The 15,953-nt window shown below is 61.8% G+C and carries 16 protein-coding genes; 12 read left to right on the top strand and 4 right to left on the bottom strand.

Annotated elements, in window-relative coordinates; all coding sequences use genetic code 11:
• The first annotated feature begins 18 nt into the window (after positions 1–18).
• Both yihA and hemB read left to right on the top strand, forming a co-directional pair.
• Entirely contained in the window at positions 19–711 is a 693-nt protein-coding gene (yihA, locus tag KIG99_RS06835) for a ribosome biogenesis GTP-binding protein YihA/YsxC (protein WP_226459467.1), read from the top strand.
• A 133-nt stretch (positions 712–844) separates the two neighbouring features.
• On the top strand, positions 845–1,846 hold the full coding sequence (gene hemB / locus KIG99_RS06830; RefSeq protein WP_226459466.1) for a porphobilinogen synthase: 1,002 nt from the start codon (positions 845–847) through the stop codon (positions 1,844–1,846).
• Between the two features lie 62 nt (positions 1,847–1,908).
• Here hemB and KIG99_RS06825 read toward each other — a convergent pair whose 3' ends face one another.
• The 3 genes from KIG99_RS06825 to ahpC all read right to left on the bottom strand — a co-directional run bounded on the left by KIG99_RS06825 (position 1,909) and on the right by ahpC (position 5,143).
• The gene (locus KIG99_RS06825) at positions 1,909–2,781 is read right to left on the bottom strand and encodes a transglutaminase-like domain-containing protein (protein WP_226459465.1); all 873 of its coding nucleotides are present in this window, start codon (positions 2,779–2,781) and stop codon (positions 1,909–1,911) included.
• A 123-nt stretch (positions 2,782–2,904) separates the two neighbouring features.
• Positions 2,905–4,458, bottom strand: a complete 1,554-nt coding sequence (gene ahpF, locus KIG99_RS06820) for an alkyl hydroperoxide reductase subunit F (protein WP_226459464.1) — start codon at positions 4,456–4,458, stop codon at positions 2,905–2,907.
• 121 nt (positions 4,459–4,579) lie between these two features.
• Positions 4,580–5,143 (bottom strand): alkyl hydroperoxide reductase subunit C, encoded by a 564-nt coding sequence (gene ahpC, locus KIG99_RS06815; protein ID WP_226459463.1) that lies wholly within the window; start codon positions 5,141–5,143, stop codon positions 4,580–4,582.
• Between the two features lie 479 nt (positions 5,144–5,622).
• Between ahpC and KIG99_RS06810 the strand changes: the two genes are divergently transcribed.
• Positions 5,623–5,937, top strand: coding sequence for an HU family DNA-binding protein (locus KIG99_RS06810; protein WP_226459462.1), 315 nt, complete (start codon positions 5,623–5,625; stop codon positions 5,935–5,937).
• Between the two features lie 65 nt (positions 5,938–6,002).
• Here KIG99_RS06810 and KIG99_RS06805 read toward each other — a convergent pair whose 3' ends face one another.
• Positions 6,003–6,263 (bottom strand): hypothetical protein, encoded by a 261-nt coding sequence (locus tag KIG99_RS06805; protein WP_226459461.1) that lies wholly within the window; start codon positions 6,261–6,263, stop codon positions 6,003–6,005.
• 119 nt (positions 6,264–6,382) lie between these two features.
• On the opposite strand from KIG99_RS06805, the gene KIG99_RS06800 reads away from it, so the two are divergent.
• The 9 genes from KIG99_RS06800 to mraY all read left to right on the top strand — a co-directional run bounded on the left by KIG99_RS06800 (position 6,383) and on the right by mraY (position 15,951).
• Complete coding sequence (locus tag KIG99_RS06800; RefSeq protein WP_226459460.1) at positions 6,383–7,546, top strand: UbiH/UbiF family hydroxylase; 1,164 nt, start codon at positions 6,383–6,385, stop codon at positions 7,544–7,546.
• Between the two features lie 9 nt (positions 7,547–7,555).
• A complete protein-coding gene (locus KIG99_RS06795; RefSeq protein WP_226459459.1) occupies positions 7,556–8,260 on the top strand; it encodes a DsbC family protein in 705 nt (234 codons plus the stop codon).
• A 350-nt stretch (positions 8,261–8,610) separates the two neighbouring features.
• On the top strand, positions 8,611–9,057 hold the full coding sequence (gene mraZ, locus KIG99_RS06790) for a division/cell wall cluster transcriptional repressor MraZ (protein WP_226441237.1): 447 nt from the start codon (positions 8,611–8,613) through the stop codon (positions 9,055–9,057).
• On the top strand, positions 9,054–9,980 hold the full coding sequence (gene rsmH, locus KIG99_RS06785; RefSeq protein WP_226459458.1) for a 16S rRNA (cytosine(1402)-N(4))-methyltransferase RsmH: 927 nt from the start codon (positions 9,054–9,056) through the stop codon (positions 9,978–9,980). Before mraZ ends, rsmH begins: the two co-directional genes overlap by 4 nt.
• On the top strand, positions 9,980–10,255 hold the full coding sequence (gene ftsL, locus KIG99_RS06780; RefSeq protein ID WP_226459457.1) for a cell division protein FtsL: 276 nt from the start codon (positions 9,980–9,982) through the stop codon (positions 10,253–10,255). The genes rsmH and ftsL overlap by 1 nt, the downstream gene beginning before the upstream one ends.
• Positions 10,255–12,003 (top strand): peptidoglycan D,D-transpeptidase FtsI family protein, encoded by a 1,749-nt coding sequence (locus KIG99_RS06775; RefSeq protein ID WP_226459456.1) that lies wholly within the window; start codon positions 10,255–10,257, stop codon positions 12,001–12,003. Before ftsL ends, KIG99_RS06775 begins: the two co-directional genes overlap by 1 nt.
• Positions 12,004–12,005: 2 nt before the next feature.
• Positions 12,006–13,481, top strand: a complete 1,476-nt coding sequence (locus KIG99_RS06770) for a UDP-N-acetylmuramoyl-L-alanyl-D-glutamate--2,6-diaminopimelate ligase (protein ID WP_226459455.1) — start codon at positions 12,006–12,008, stop codon at positions 13,479–13,481.
• Complete coding sequence (locus tag KIG99_RS06765; protein ID WP_226459454.1) at positions 13,478–14,848, top strand: UDP-N-acetylmuramoyl-tripeptide--D-alanyl-D-alanine ligase; 1,371 nt, start codon at positions 13,478–13,480, stop codon at positions 14,846–14,848. The genes KIG99_RS06770 and KIG99_RS06765 overlap by 4 nt, the downstream gene beginning before the upstream one ends.
• Positions 14,848–15,951, top strand: a complete 1,104-nt coding sequence (mraY, locus tag KIG99_RS06760) for a phospho-N-acetylmuramoyl-pentapeptide-transferase (protein ID WP_226459453.1) — start codon at positions 14,848–14,850, stop codon at positions 15,949–15,951. Before KIG99_RS06765 ends, mraY begins: the two co-directional genes overlap by 1 nt.
• The last annotated feature ends 2 nt before the right edge of the window (positions 15,952–15,953 follow it).

The following is a 15,953-nucleotide window of genomic DNA, read 5'->3' as shown; positions in this document are numbered from 1 at the left end:
GCGTCTTCCGAGTTTTTTATGCCTCTGTTCCAACAGGCCGTTTTTCTTACTACCGTCGCCAATCTGCGTGATCTGCCGCAGGATTCCATCCGCGAAGTTGCTTTCGCGGGGCGTTCCAATGCCGGCAAATCTTCCGCCATCAACACGCTGGCCGGGCGGGTGCGTCTCGCCTACGTCAGCAAGACGCCGGGCCGGACGCAGCATCTCAATTATTTCACGCTGGCCGACGGCAAGTATTTCGTCGACTTGCCCGGCTATGGCTATGCCAAGGCGCCGGAGGCGATCCGCTCGCAGTGGGAAGGCCTGATTGGCCCCTATCTCAGCAAGCGCGACCAGCTGGCCGGGCTGGTGGTGATCATGGACATCCGCCGGCCGATGACCGATCTCGATCTGAAACTGATCGACTGGTTCCGGCCGACCGGGCGGCCGATCCACATCCTGCTCTCGAAGGCCGACAAGCTGAGCCGGCAGGAGCAGACCAAGGCTCTGCGCTCCGTGACGGCGGAAGTGGCGACCTGGGGCGATGCCGAACTGTATTCGGTGCAGTTGTTTTCCAGCCTCAAGAAGGCGGGTGTCGAGGCGTGCGAAGGCGTCCTCGCCGGCTGGCTTGACATTGAAATCAAGCCCAAGGAAATGAAGCCGAAGGAAATCAAACCCAAGGAAAACAAAAGGCCCCCGGATAAGGGGGGTCCGGGGGCCAAAAAGCCTTAACAGGGTCAAGGCCGCCCGCTCAGGGAGGTGAAGCGGGAGACAGCGCGTGCCATCTGCAGTCTCTGACGTGGGTCAATCGCAAAAGTTCCGCCGGGTGCGAAAATTTTTGTTTCGAATTTATCGAGGATCAAGCATGAGTTCTACCGGACGTTTTCCAGGGACGCGCATGCGCCGGATGCGGCGTGACGATTTTTCGCGGCGCCTGATGCGCGAGTCGGTCCTGACGGTCGACGACTTCATTTACCCCGTTTTCGTCCTTGAGGGCGAAGGCCGGGTCGAGAAGGTCGGTTCGATGCCCGGCGTCGAGCGCCAGTCGCTCGATGTCCTGCTCAAGACCGCCGAGCGCGCCGTCAAGCTGGGTATTCCGGCAATCGCGCTGTTTCCGGTGGTCGATGCATCGCGGAAATCGCTGGGTGCCGAAGAGGCATTCAATCCGGACGGCCTGGTGCCGACCGTGGTCAGCGCCCTGAAGCGCGAATTTCCCGAACTGGGCGTGATTACCGATGGGGCGCTCGATCCCTACACGACGCATGGCCAGGACGGCTTGATCGACGCCAGTGGCTACGTGCTCAATGACGAAACAGTCGCCGTGCTGCAGAAGCAGGCGCTCTGCCATGCTGCCGCCGGGGTCGATGTGGTGGCGCCTTCCGACATGATGGATGGTCGCATTGGCAGCATTCGGGCGGCGCTCGACGGCGGCGGGTTCATCCATACGCGCATCCTCGCCTATTCGGCCAAGTACGCTTCCGCCTTCTATGGGCCGTTCCGCGATGCCGTGGGTTCGGCGGCCAATCTGGGCAAGGGCAACAAGTATTCCTACCAGATGGATCCGGCCAATTCGGATGAGGCGCTGAAAGAAGTGGCGCTCGATCTCGATGAAGGTGCCGACATGGTCATGGTCAAGCCCGGCATGCCGTATCTGGACATCGTGCGCCGGGTCAAGGACGAGTTCGGCGTGCCGACCTATGCCTACCAGGTCAGCGGCGAGTACGCGATGCTCAAGGCGGCGGCGCTGAACGGCTGGCTCGACGAAAAGGCGGTTGTCCTGGAAAGCCTGCTCGCCTTCAAGCGGGCCGGTGCCGACGGCATCCTGACCTACTTTGCGCTGGATGCTGCCGAGTACCTCAAGGGCTGAGGTTTGGCTGCACAAAAAAAGGACGGCCGCGGCCGTCCTTTTTTGTTTTCCGGAATCGGTATTCAGCGATTAGGTGCGTCGGTGGACAGCCCGTCCTGGCAGTGAAAGGGCTGGATCAGCTGACGTGCCGGATCTTCGATGGCTTCGATATTGAGCAGCGGCACCTCCGACTTGATGGCGCCAAAGATGGTGGCAAAGGAAATGTCGGCCGCATCGCGCCCGGTGCCGATACGCACGAAGCCCATCGGCATCGCCGTGCCGGACGGGTCGAAGATGTACCAGCGGCCGTCGAGGAAGACTTCAACGTAGGCATGGAAGTCGGTCGGTCCGAGTGCCGGGTCGGCGCCGTAATCGAGGCCGGAAGAAAAGCGGGCCGGGATGTTGAGGGCCCGGCACAGGGCGATCATCAGGTGGGCGAAGTCGCGGCAGACGCCGGCACGCTGGTGCAGCGTATCGACCGCCGAGGTGTTGAAATTGGTGCTGCCCGGTGCAAAGCGGGTGCGCTGGTTGACCCAGCGCCGGATATGTTCGACGCGCTGGTAGCCGGTCGGCAGGTGGCCGAATTCCTGGTTGGCGATTAAAGTCAGCTTGTCCGACTCGCAATAGCGGCTCGGGTAGAGGTAGGGCAGGACTTCGGTCGGCAACTCGGCTATCGGCAGTTCGCGGATTTTTTCCGGTGCCTCCTGGTGATGCCTGATATTGACTTCGGCCTGGTAGCTGATGCCGAGCAGGCCGGGTTCGGCGCGCAGGCGCAGCAGGCGGTGGCGCAGGACGGGGTCGTAATGGATCGTCGTCGGTACGGCCTGGCTGACCAGCAGCGATTCGTTGAGGACGGTCTGGCAGTCGGTGTGGGCGGCCTGGATGTTGAAGATGAAATCGGCGGGGCGGTCGAGGATTTCGTAATTGAGGCTGATCGAGAAGCGGAGGCGAACCATGACATCCTTAATGCGGTTTTGCAGCAGGCTGAAACATGTCGGTCATGGTGGGGGGAGTGGCCCGGAAATGCAACGCATCCTTGTAAAAAAGCCGGCAACCGCGTTGCGATTGCCGGCTTGCTTTCAGGCCGGGGCTGAAGTCCGGATCAGGTGGTCGAAGGCGCTCAACGAGGCGGTGGCGCCGGCGCCCATGGCAATGATGATCTGCTTGTAAGGCACGGTCGTGCAGTCGCCGGCCGCGAAGACGCCGGGTACGGAAGTCTGGCCCTTGGCATCGATCTCGATTTCGCCGCGATTCGACAGGTTGACCGTGCCCTTGAGCCAGTCGGTGTTGGGCAGCAGGCCGATCTGCACGAAGATGCCTTCGAGCTCGATGCGCTTCACCTCATCGGTGTCGCGATCCTTGTAGACCAGGCCATTCACCTTCTCGCCGTTGCCGGTGACTTCGGTCGATAGTGCCTTGGTGATCACCGTGACATTGGGCAGGCTGTGCAGTTTTTTCTGCAAAACGGCATCGGCGCGCAGTTGACCGTCAAACTCGAGCAGCGTGACATGACCGACGATGCCGGCCAGGTCGATCGCCGCCTCGACGCCGGAATTGCCGCCGCCGATCACCGCGACGCGCTTGCCCTTGAACAGCGGACCGTCGCAGTGCGGGCAGTAGGCAACGCCTTTGCCGCGGTACTCCTGCTCGCCGGGCACGTTCATTTCGCGCCAGCGGGCGCCGGTGGCGAGAATCACCGATTTGCTCTTCACCGAGGCGCCGTTTTCCAGCTTGATCTCGATGAGCTCACCGGGGATCAGCTGGCTGGCGCGCTGCAGGTTCATCACGTCGACCGGATATTCCTTGACGTGTTCCTCAAGGCCGGCGACCAGTTTCGGGCCTTCGGTGGCTTTCACCGAGATGAAGTTCTCGATGCCGACGGTGTCCATCACCTGGCCGCCGAAACGCTCGGCGAGCAGACCGGTGCGGATGCCCTTGCGGGCTGCGTAAATGGCCGCCGAGGCACCGGCCGGGCCGCCGCCGATGACCAGCACGTCGAAGGCTTCCTTGGCGGCGATCTTTTCGGCGTCACGCGCCGCGGCGCCGGTGTCGAGTTTGGCGATGATTTCCTCGACGCTCATGCGCCCGGCACCGAATTCCTCGCCGTTGAGGAAGACGGTCGGCACCGCCATGATCTTGCGCCGTTCGACTTCGTCCTGGAACAGCGCGCCGTCGATCATCGTGCTCGTCACGCCGGGGTTGAGCACGGCCATCAGATTGAGCGCCTGCACGACGTCCGGGCAGTTGTGGCAGGACAGCGAAATGAAGGTCTCGAAGCGGAAATTGCCGGGCAGGGCCTTGATCTGTTCGATCACGGCGGTGTCGACCTTGGGTGGATGGCCGCCGGTCTGGAGCAGGGCAAGGACCAGCGAGGTGAATTCGTGGCCCATGGGCAGGCCGGCAAAGGTGATGCGCGGCGTCTCGCCGGGTTGGCCGATGGCGAAGGACGGGCGCAAGGTGGCGTTGCCATCTTCGCGCAGGCTGACCTTGGTGGAGAGTTCGGCGATGTCGCTGAGCAGGCCGCGCATTTCCTGGGCGGCCGGACTGGCGTCGAGCGAGGCGACGAGTTCGATCGGGCGTTGCAGTTTCTCAAGATAGGCCTTGAGCTGGGCCTTGATGTTGCTGTCGAGCATGTTGTTCTCCCTGTGCTGAATTTCACTGGTTTTGAGCGGTCGACCGCTCAAAAGCGCTGAAATCCGGGGAGGATCGGCGCCGGGAAGGCGCGCGATCCTCAATTCGGAAACTGTTCGCTACTTAGATCTTGCCGACCAGGTCGAGCGACGGGGCCAGGGTGGCGTCGCCTTCCTGCCACTTGGCCGGGCACACTTCACCCGGATGGGAGGCAACGTACTGGGCTGCCTTGACCTTGCGCAGCAGCTCGGATGCATCACGGCCGATGCCCAGGTCGTGAATCTCGGCAACCTTGATGACGCCTTCCGGATTGATCACGAAGGTGCCGCGCAGCGCCAGGCCTTCTTCCTCGATCATCACGCCGAAGTTGCGGGTGATGACGCCGGTCGGGTCGCCGATCATCGGGTAGGTGATCTTCTTGATGGTGTCCGAGGTGTCGTGCCAGGCTTTGTGGGTGAAGTGCGTGTCGGTCGAGACGGAGTACACTTCGACGCCCAGCTTCTGGAATTCCGGATAGACGTCAGCCATGTCGCCCAGTTCGGTCGGGCAGACGAAGGTGAAGTCGGCAGGGTAGAAGAAGACGATGGACCATTTGCCCTTGAGGTCGGCGTCGCTGACCGGGACGAATTTGCCAGCGTGGAAAGCGGTGGCCTTGAAGGGTTTGATTTCGGTGTTGATGTTCGACATGGTGTTTCTCCTGTGGGTTGTGTAGTGAAGACAGCGCAATGTTAGGGATGCGGCGTTGATTGGGCTAATTGATTGCGTGTATATCGTGCATTGAGGTTTGCTATTGGTCTGTTGCTTGCCGAACGGGGCGGTTGAAAAATAAGCCGGTCGCGCAAGAGCTTCAGCCGAATGTCTGGCAAGCGCCTTCGATGCCCTTGTCGGCGGCGATCCGGTGCGGCGATCCGCAGGTTGTTTCCTGAACCTTTTCGGTGCATGACATTGCCTTGCCGGCAAGGAGGAAAAGCCGGCAAGCTGCAGTTGATCGGGCTTTTGCTGTGCCCGGTTGCGGTCAACGTGTGAAAATCGCAAAAAATCATGCTGTCTGTCGGAAATAAGCCTTTCCGTACCAACACTTATCCTGTCAGGTATGCTACTTTTATTGCGCTGCCGTTCCGACGGCCAGTTTTCTTAACTACTAACAAGTAACAGGAGTCACTTAGATGAATAAATCCGAGCTGGTCGAAGTTGCTGCAAAAGAAGCTGGTATTACTAAGGCTGCCGCTGACAAGGCGCTGTCTGCTATCATTGGTGCGGTTGTTCAGACCGTGTCGAAGGGGGAGTCTGTTACCCTGGTCGGTTTCGGTACGTTCAAGTCCGCCGAGCGCGCTGCACGCACTGGCAAGAACCCGAAAACCGGTGCGACGCTGAAAATTCCGGCGACCACGGTGCCGAAGTTCTCAGCCGGTACTGCCTTCAAGGCTGCGGTTGCTGCCAAGAAAACTGCTGCCAAGAAACCCGTTGCCAAGAAGAAGTAATCTGGCATTAACGTATGCGGGGCTCGCTATCACGGGCTCCGCTTTTTACTGTTGCAATGACTAATTCAAACCCAGAAAATCCGCCCGTAGTTGCGCCGCCCGCTCCGCCAGTTAACGATAACCGTCGTCGTCTGCGTGAGCTTCTGTCCATTCCCGAGCGGGATCGGACGGACGAGCAATGGGATGAAATCATCGAGCTGGAAATCCAGCTTGCGCCCGGTAATCGTATTTCCGGCAATGAACACACCGGCAATCTCGGTGGTGGTCAGCCGCATCACGGCAAGCCCGGCGGTGGCGGTGGCCCCGGCGGTCAGCAAAAAAAGCACCGGCCGCGCACCAACAACAATAACAACAATCGTCGTCCGCGCCAGAACAAGCCGCCTTCAGGCGGAAATCCGGCCTGACCGGTATTGCCCTGCAGCGCTAAAGCGGCATAATCGCCGGCATGCAGCATTTTGACCTGATCATCGTCGGCGGTGGGCTGGCCGGCGCCAGTCTGGCGGTCGCCCTGCGCGATACACGTCTGCGTATCGCCCTGGTCGAGCACCAGCCTCCTGTCCGGCCTGCTGGCTGGGATGCGCGTATCTACGCGATCAGCCCAAGCAATGTCGAATTCCTTGAGTCAATAGGTGCCTGGAAGCATCTCGATGCGGCGCGCATGGCCCCGATTCGCGGCATGTCCGTGGCCGGGGATGCCGGGGGCAAGCTCGCTTTCTCGGCGTTTGATACCGGTGTAAGCGAACTGGGCTGGATTCTCGAGTCCTCACTGATGGCCTGCGAACTTTGGGAAAGTGCCAAGCGTCAGGCCAATCTCACCATCTTTTGTCCGGCGCGCCCGGAGCAGCTTGAGTTTCGCCATGATGCGGCTCTTCTGCATCTTGCCGATGGGACTGTGCTATCGGCGCGTCTGCTGGTGGCGGCCGACGGTCGCGATTCCTGGGTAAGGCGGGCGGCAGGACTGGCGGCGGTCAATACGCCTTATGGCGAAAAAGGCCTTGTGGCCAATTTTGCCTGTGAAAAACCGCATCACGGCATTGCCCATCAGTGGTTTCGTGACGACGGTGTATTGGCTTATTTGCCCCTGCCGGGAAACCGTATCTCGATTGTCTGGTCTACGCCGGATGAACATGCTGACCAGCTTTGCGCGCTTGCCCCCGAAATTCTTTGTGACCGTGTCGCAGAGGCCGGCGGTCATGTGCTGGGCAAGCTCGAATTGCTGACGCCGGCTGCCGCTTTCGCGCTGCGTCTGATGCGCGTGCCGCAAACCGTTGCGCCGCGACTGGCGCTGGTTGGCGATGCCGGGCATGGCATTCATCCGCTTTCCGGGCATGGCATCAATCTCGGCTTTCAGGATGCCAGGGAGCTTGCTGCGCTACTGGCGGCGACGCAGCCCTGGCACGATATTGGCGATCTGCGTTTCCTGCAGCGCTATCAGCGGGCCCGGCGTGAGGAGACCTTGCTCATGCAGACAACCACGGATACCCTGCGCCGCTTTTTCCGGGCGTCGACGCCCGGTTTGCGTCCCTTGCGAAATATCGGGCTGACTTTGACGGATGGTCTGCCCTTCATAAAAAATGCCCTGGTGCGTTACGCGCTCGGAGCCCTCTAGGAGAACTGCATGTTCAGAAAATTGTCGTCGCTGGCCCTGGGTTTGATATTTTCGGTTGCTGTCATGGCTGATGAGGCAGAAATTCGTCGGGCGATGGAAGCCAAGCTCGGGACCAAAGTCGAGAGTGTCGCCAAGTCCGGTTATCTCGGTCTCTACGAAGTTTACGCAGACGGCAATATTTTTTACACGGACGACAAGGTCACGGCGATCATGGTTGGGGCGCAGATGATTGACGCCCGGAGCATGAAGAATGTCACTGAAGAGCGGATGCGCAAGCTGACTGCCATCAAGTTCAGCGAATTGCCGCTCGAGCGCGCCATCAAGCAGGTGCGCGGTGACGGCAAGCGCGTTCTGGCAACCTTCGAGGATCCGAATTGCGGCTACTGCAAGCGTCTGGCCAAGGATCTGCTGAAGCTCGACAACGTGACGGTGTACACCTTCCTGTATCCGATTTTGTCCGAGGATTCGGTGCGCAAGTCGCGGCAGATTTGGTGCTCGGCTGACCGTTCGCGGGCCTGGAATGACTGGATGATCGACGGCAAGGCGCCGGCCAGCAAGGAAGATTGCGATGTCTCGGCGGTTGCCAAGAACCAGGAGTTCGGGCGCAAGCTGAATATTACCGGCACGCCGACCATCTTCTTTGCTGATGGTGAGCGAGTTCCTGGTGCGGTGCCGCTGGCGCGTATCGAGCAGAAGCTTAACCAGACCAAATAAGTCGGCTGCCGGTTCGAAAAAAGGGGCGACCTTGGGTCGCCCTTTTTTTATTTGGCTTTTGCTACGCATCGCACGGTGTGAGGGGGCTTCTCCTGGTCGAAATTAACACGCCGGCATGGCTGTCGTTAGGTCTTTTCCCACTTTGTTTCAATCCTGACAAGTCACTTTAAGTGTTGTTTTTCTGACCTTGATTTTTAAGGGAAAAATTTCAATAAAACCACCTTGCAAAGTGCAGCTAAGTCCTTGTTGCATAAGAAAAAATTCCCGATTTTTCTATTGACTGAGCAGTGTTGTTGCTCTAAAGTGGGAAAACGTGTTGAAAAGTGGGTAAACGGGGAGCGAGGCAAGGGATGTTTGAAGGGGCTGCAGCAATCAGTCTGGATGCGAAGGGGCGGCTTGCCATACCGGCAAGACACCGCGAGTCCCTGCTCGCCGCCGCTGAGGGTTCGCTCGTCCTGACTGCGCATCCGCATCGTTGCCTGTTGCTTTACCCGTCGCCGGCCTGGCAGCCGATTCGCGACCAGATTCTCAAGGGCTCCAGCCTCAATCCGGCAATTGCCTCGATCAAGCGCGTGCTGGTCGGTAATGCGCGCACCGAGGAGCTCGATTCCGCCGGCCGCCTGCTGGTTTCCACCGAGTTGCGCGAATACGCCAATCTCGGCAAGACGGTCTATCTGGTCGGTATGGGGACGCACTTCGAAATCTGGAGCGAGGCCGGCTGGAAGGCGCAAAACGATCTGGCTGCGGAGGCGCTGTCCGGCGACCTGCCGCCGGGCTTCGGGGATTTGGTGCTGTGACCGCGGGTAGCACCCACGTCACGGTGCTGCTCGATGAGGCGGTAGATTCCCTGGCGATCAAGGCGGATGGCGTCTACATGGATGCCACTTTCGGGCGCGGCGGGCACAGCCGCCGGATTCTTTCCAAACTGAATGAAAAAGGCCGCCTGGTGGCGGTCGACCGTGACCTGCACGCGATTGCGGCTGGTGCGGCCATTGCCGACGCCCGTTTCCAGCTGGTGCATCGCGCGTTCGGTGAAATCGCCGAAGCGGCTGCCGAAGCCGGCGTGCGCGACGTCGATGGAATCCTTTTTGATGTGGGAGTGTCGTCGCCGCAGATCGACGACGGGGAGCGCGGTTTCAGCTTTCGCTACGACGCGCCGCTCGACATGCGCATGGATGTGACGCAGGGCGAGACGGCGGCCGAGTGGCTGGCGCGGGCCGAAATAAGGGAAATTACGGAGGTCATCAGAAATTATGGCGAAGAACGGTTTGCTTTCCAGATTGCAAAGAAGGTTGTGGCTACTCGGCTCGAACAACCTATTGTCACAACAGGTCAGTTCGCGACCCTCGTACGCGAGACCGTGCGCACCCGTGAGCCAGGGCAGGACCCGGCGACGCGCAGCTTTCAAGCTTTACGGATTCATATCAATCAAGAGCTCCGCCAGCTGGAGGTAGCTCTGCCGCAGGCGCTTGAGCTATTGCAGCCGGGCGGTCGTCTGGTGGTGATTTCCTTCCACTCGCTGGAAGATCGCATCGTCAAAAACTTCATGCGCGCGCAGTCGACCGCTGACACCCTGCCCAAGGGCTTGCCGCTGCGTGCCGATCAGTTGCCGCAACCGAAGCTGCGCCTGGTTGGCAAGATGATCAAGCCGTCGGCCGCCGAAATCGCAGCCAATCCGCGGGCGCGCAGCGCCGTGATGCGGGTGGCGGAGAAGTTGTGATGGTTCGCTTCAACATGATCCTCCTTCTGATTGCTGTCGTTTGTGCGCTCGGCGTGGTGACCTCCCAGCACCGGGCGCGCAAGCTGTTCCAGGATCTCGAAGGTGAGCAGGAGCGGGCGCGTCAGCTGGATGTGGAATATGGGCAGTTGCAGCTCGAACTGTCGACCTGGGCGACGCATCCGCGCGTCGAGCAGATTGCCCGCAGTCGTCTGCACATGGCCTTGCCGGATGCGGCCGGGCGGGTCGTGGTGCCATTGCCCAAGGGGGCGCGCTGATGGTCGTGCGTCGTCGCCCGCAACGCGGTCATCGCTTTACCGAAAGCCCGGTGCTGCAACTGGCCTTGCAGGGCTGGCGCTCGCGCACGGTGGGTTTGCTGCTGATGGCGGCTTTCCTCGCTCTGGTGGCGCGTGGTTTCTATCTGCAGGTGATCAACAATGATTTCCTGCAGGAGAAGGGCGACTCCCGTTATCGTCGCGACATCGAAGTCTCCGCTTCGCGCGGCAAGATTACCGATCGCAATGGCGACATGCTGGCCGTGTCTACGCCGATGAAGTCGATCTGGGCGATTCCCGGCGATGCCCGGACGATGGCGGGCGACCAGAAGAAGCAACTCGCCGCATTGCTCGAAATGAGCCCGCGCGAACTCGATGGCAAGCTCGCCTCGGAGAAGACCTTCACTTTCGTCAAGCGCCAGGTGCCGCCGGAAACCGCCGATCGCATCGCCAAGCTGAAGCTGCCTGGTGTGCATCAGGAGCTCGAATACCGCCGCTACTACCCGACCGGTGACATGACCGCCCACATCGTCGGCTTTACCGGTGTAGACGACAAGGGTCTGGAAGGCGTCGAGCTGGCCTTCCAGCAGAGCCTGCTTGGCCATCCGGGGAGTCGCACCGTCATCCGCGATCGCCGTGGCAGCATTGTCGAAGACGTCGGCGCGACCAAGCCGCCGCAGGATGGCAAGGATGTCCGCCTGGCGCTCGATTCGAAAATCCAGTATCTCGCCTTCAGCAATCTCAAGGCTGCCGTCGATACCAATAACGCCAAGGCAGGTGGCGCCATCGTCATCGATGCCCGCAGCGGCGAGATCCTCGCCCTGGCCAACTGGCCGACCTACAACCCGAACAACCGGCACAGCCTGTCCGGAGCGCAATTGCGTAACCGCGCCATCACCGACACCTTCGAGCCGGGTTCGGTGATGAAGCCGTTTACGGCCGCCCTGGCGCTTGATCGCGGCAAGGTGCGTTTCGATACCGTGATCAATACTGCGCCGGGCAAGCTGACCATCGGCACGGCGACGATCTCCGATGCTCACCCGCACGGGGCGCTGACCGTGGCCCAGGTCATCCAGAAATCGTCCAACGTCGGCACCGCCAAGATCGCGCTCGGTTTTCCGCCCAAGGAAATGTGGGAAATGTTCGACAGTGTCGGTTTTGGCCAGGCGCCGAATCTTGGCTTTCCCGGCGAGGTCAATGGCCGGCTGCGTCCCTGGAAAACCTGGAAACCGATCGAGCAGGCCACCATGTCCTACGGTCATGGCATCGCCGTCAGCCTGGTCCAGTTGGCCCGGGCTTATACCGTTTTTGCGCGCGACGGCGAGTTGATGCCGCTCTCGCTGATCCGTCTCGACGATACGCCGGTGCATGGCATCCGGATCTTTTCGCCGCAGACCGTGCGCGAAGTGCGCGCCATGCTGGAAATGGCCGTGCAGCCGGAAGGTACCGCACCCAAGGCGCGCGTCGCCGGTTATCGGGTGGGCGGCAAGACCGGGACGGCCTACAAGATCGAAGGCGGCGTTTATGCCCGCAAGTACGTGGCTTCCTTCGTCGGCATCGCGCCGATCAGCGAGCCGCGCCTGGTCGTTGCGGTGATGATCGACGAGCCGTCCGGCGGCGCCCACTATGGTGGCGATGTGGCCGGTCCGGCCTTTTCGCAGATCATGAGTGGCGCCTTGCGCACGCTTGGCGTGCCGCAGGATGCGCCGGTCCAGGTCGCCGAGTCGACCGCCGCAAAGGGGGCGCTGTGAGCATGCCGCGCGAAATCCTCGATCGCCTGGAAAGCATGAATGTCGTGCCGACCGGTGTCGCTGACGACAGCCGCCAGGTGCAGCCCGGTGATCTTTTTCTGGCTTATTCCGGCGATCTGGCTGATGGTCGTCGCTATATTGCCGATGCCGTCGCGCGTGGCGCGGTCGCCGTGGTCTGGCAGCCGGGTGGCGATTTTGCCTGGAATCCGGCGTTGACTATAGCCAATTTTGCACACGATGCCCTGCGCCCGCTGGCCGGGCCGCTGGCTCACGCCGTTTATGGTCATCCGAGCGAAGGCCTGTCCTTGATCGCGATTACCGGCACCAACGGCAAGACGACGATCAGTCAGTGCATTGCCCAGGCTTATGCCAAGCCGTGTGCCGTCATCGGCACGCTCGGCGCCGGCTTCCCCGATGCGCTGAGCGAAACCGGCTTCACAACGCCGGAAGCAACGACGCTGATGCGCTACCTGGCGCAATTCCGCGCCGCCGGTGCGGCGGCTTGCGCCCTCGAAGCCAGTTCGATCGGCATCGAGGAAGGGCGCATGAATGGCGCCCGCGTCGATGTTGCCGTGTTCACCAATTTCACCCGCGATCATCTCGACTACCACGGCAGCATGGAAGCCTACGCTGCCGCCAAGGAAAAGCTGTTCGCCTGGCCGCGCTTGCGTACCGCGATCATCAATCTGGATGACGAGCTGGGTCAGAAGCTGATTCGCGAAACGACGGCAATGCGCGTGCTCGGTTACGCCATTGGCGAGGCGAAGCGTGATTTCCCGGCGCTGGTGCGTGCCGAAAACCTGGTCGAAACCCCGTTCGGGCAGCGCTTCAGCCTGCATCTGCCGAATGGTCGTGGCACCGTCGATACGCCGCTGGTCGGGCGTTACAACATCTCCAACCTGCTCGCCGTGGCCGCCGTGTTGCACGATGCCGGCATCTCGGCGATGGAAGTGGTGCGCCGCCTGTCCGCGCTGACCGCACCGGCCGGCCGCATGCAGCGCCTGGGCGGCAATGATGAGCCGCTCGTGGTCGTCGATTATGCCCACACGCCGGATGCGCTGGAAAACGCGCTCGGCGCGCTGCGCCCGACCGCCGCGACGCGCGGCGGCAAACTCGCTGTCGTCTTCGGCTGCGGTGGCGATCGCGATCCCGGCAAGCGGCCGCAAATGGGCGCCGCGGCGGCTGCCCTGGCCGACCGGGTGCTGGTGACCAGCGACAATCCGCGCAGCGAAGTGCCGCAAGCCATCATTGAACAAATCATCGCCGGCATGAGCGCGCCCGAGGTCGAGGCCGATCGTGCGGCCGCCATCCGGCGCGCCATTCTCGAAGCCGACGCGCGCGACGTCATCCTGCTCGCCGGCAAGGGCCACGAGCAATACCAGGAAGTGGCCGGCGTGCGCAATCATTTTTCCGACCTCGAGCAGGCGCAGGCCGCGCTTGCCTTGCGTCAGACCCAATCCAGGGAGGTTGCCGCATGAACTGGCTGCTTTCGCGTGTTGCCCAGGCTGTAAATGGCCGTCTGGTCGGGGCGGATTTGCCCCTTTCCGGCGTGTCGACCGATACGCGCGCCATTGCGCCTGGCCAACTGTTCATCGCGCTGCGCGGCGAACGTTTCGATGCGCACGATTTCCTCGCGCCGGCCGTTGCGAGTGGAGCCACGGCGCTGCTGGCAGCCGACGAAGCGAAGCTGCCGGCCGGCGTTTCCGCCGTGGTCGTGGACGACACGCGGCTCGCCCTTGGCCGTCTCGCCGCCGCCTGGCGTGCCGAGTTCGATATTCCGGTGATCGCCGTGACCGGTTCGAACGGCAAGACGACGACCAAGGAAATGATCGCCGCCATTCTCAAGGCTGCCTTCGGCGATGCCGTGTTGGCGACGCGCGGCAACCTGAACAACGACATCGGCCTGCCGCTGACGCTGCTCGGCCTGAACGCAACGCATCGTGCCGCGGTGATCGAGATGGGCATGAACCATCCCGGCGAAATCGCCTACCTGGCGCCGCTCGGCGCGCCGACCGTGGCGTTGGTCACCAATGCGCAGCGTGCCCACCTCGAAGGCATGGGCGACCTCGACGAAGTGGCGCGCGAGAAGGGCAGCATCTTTGCCGGCCTGCAGGAAAAAGGCATCGCCGTGATCAATGCCGACGACGCTTACGCCGAAACCTGGCGGGCGATGGCGGCGCCGCATTTTGTGCGTACTTTCGGTGTCGACCGTGCGGCCGACGTGTTCGGCAAGGTCCGCCAGCATGGCCTGGAAACGGCCCTCGAAGTCTGCGCGCCGGAAGGCGAAGCGGCGATCCGCCTGAGCATTCCCGGCCGTCACAACGCGCGCAATGCGATGGCTGCCGCTGCCGCCTGCCTCGCCGCCGGCCTGCCGCTGTCGGCGGTGCTGGCCGGCCTGGAAAGCTTCGCCGGCGTCAAGGGACGTCTGCAGCGCCGGAGCGGCAAGAACGGCGCCGAGATCCTCGACGACACCTACAACGCCAATCCGGACTCGGTGCGTGCCGGTATCGACGTGCTCGCCGCGACCATCGGCCGCAAGCTGCTCGTCCTTGGCGACATGGGCGAGATCGGCGAAGCGAGCGGCCAGTATCACGACGAGATCGGCGGCTACGCCAAGAGCCAGGGCATCGACCGCCTGTACGCCTTGGGCGATGCGGCGCAGCAGGCGGTGCGCAACTTTGGTGAAGGCGCCCGTCATTACTGCAATGTCGAAAAGCTGATCGCAGCGGTCGACAAGGAATTGGGCCCGGAAACCACCGTACTGGTGAAGGGCTCGCGCTTCATGAAAATGGAACGGGTCGCCGACGCGCTCGCCGCCGTTGCCACCCCGCAGGAGAACCACTGATGCTGCTCGCATTGGCCCAATGGCTCGCACAGGACGTGCGTTTCTTCAACGTGTTCAACTACATCACGTTGCGTACCGTGCTGGCGGCGATGACTGCGTTGCTCATCTCCTTTGCCGCCGGCCCCGGCGTCATCCGCTGGCTGGCCGCCAAGAAAATCGGTCAGGCAGTGCGTACCGACGGGCCGCAGACGCATCTCGTCAAGTCCGGTACGCCGACCATGGGCGGCGTGCTGATCCTCATCGCGATCGGCATCACGACGCTGCTGTGGGGCGATTTGACCAATAAATACGTGTGGACCGTGCTGGTCGTCACGCTCGGCTACGGTATCGTCGGCTGGTACGACGACTGGAAGAAGGTGGTCTATCGCGATCCGGCCGGCCTGGCCGCCAAGTGGAAATACTTCTGGCAATCGGTGCTCGGCATCGGTGCCGCGCTCTTCCTTGCCTTCTCGGCCAAGTCCGGCGCCGAAACCCAGCTCATCGTGCCCTTCTTCAAGTCGGTTGCCTATCCGTTGGGCATCGTCGGCTTCATCACGCTGACCTATTTCGTCATCGTCGGCACCAGCAATGCGGTCAATCTGACCGATGGCCTCGACGGCCTGGCGATCATGCCGACCGTGATGATCGCCTCGGCCTTCGTGCTTTTCGCCTACGTTACCGGCCATGCGGTGTACGCCAAATATTTGCTGATTCCCTACGTGCCGGGCGCTGGCGAGTTGTGCATCTTCCTCGGTGCGATTGCCGGGGCCGGCCTCGGCTTCCTGTGGTTCAACGCCTATCCGGCCGAAGTCTTCATGGGTGACGTCGGCGCGCTGGCGCTTGGCGCTGCACTCGGCATCGTCGCCGTGATCATCCGCCAGGAAATCGTGCTGCTGATCATGGGCGGCGTCTTCGTCGTCGAAACCCTGTCGGTGATGCTGCAGGTCAGCTGGTTCAAATACACCAAGAAAAAATACGGCGAGGGCCGCCGCATCCTGCGCATGGCGCCGCTGCACCACCATTTCGAACAAACCGGCTGGAAGGAGACGCAGGTCGTCGTCCGCTTCTGGATCATCACCATCATGCTCGTGCTGGTCGGGCTGTCGTCGTTGAAGCTGCGGTAAAC

Origin of the sequence: Quatrionicoccus australiensis (genome assembly GCF_020510425.1) — a bacterium.
Taxonomy (GTDB): Bacteria; Pseudomonadota; Gammaproteobacteria; order Burkholderiales; family Rhodocyclaceae; genus Azonexus; species Azonexus australiensis_A.
The sequence above is the reverse complement of the archived record's forward strand: the minus strand, read 5'-3'. Positions and strand labels throughout refer to the sequence as shown.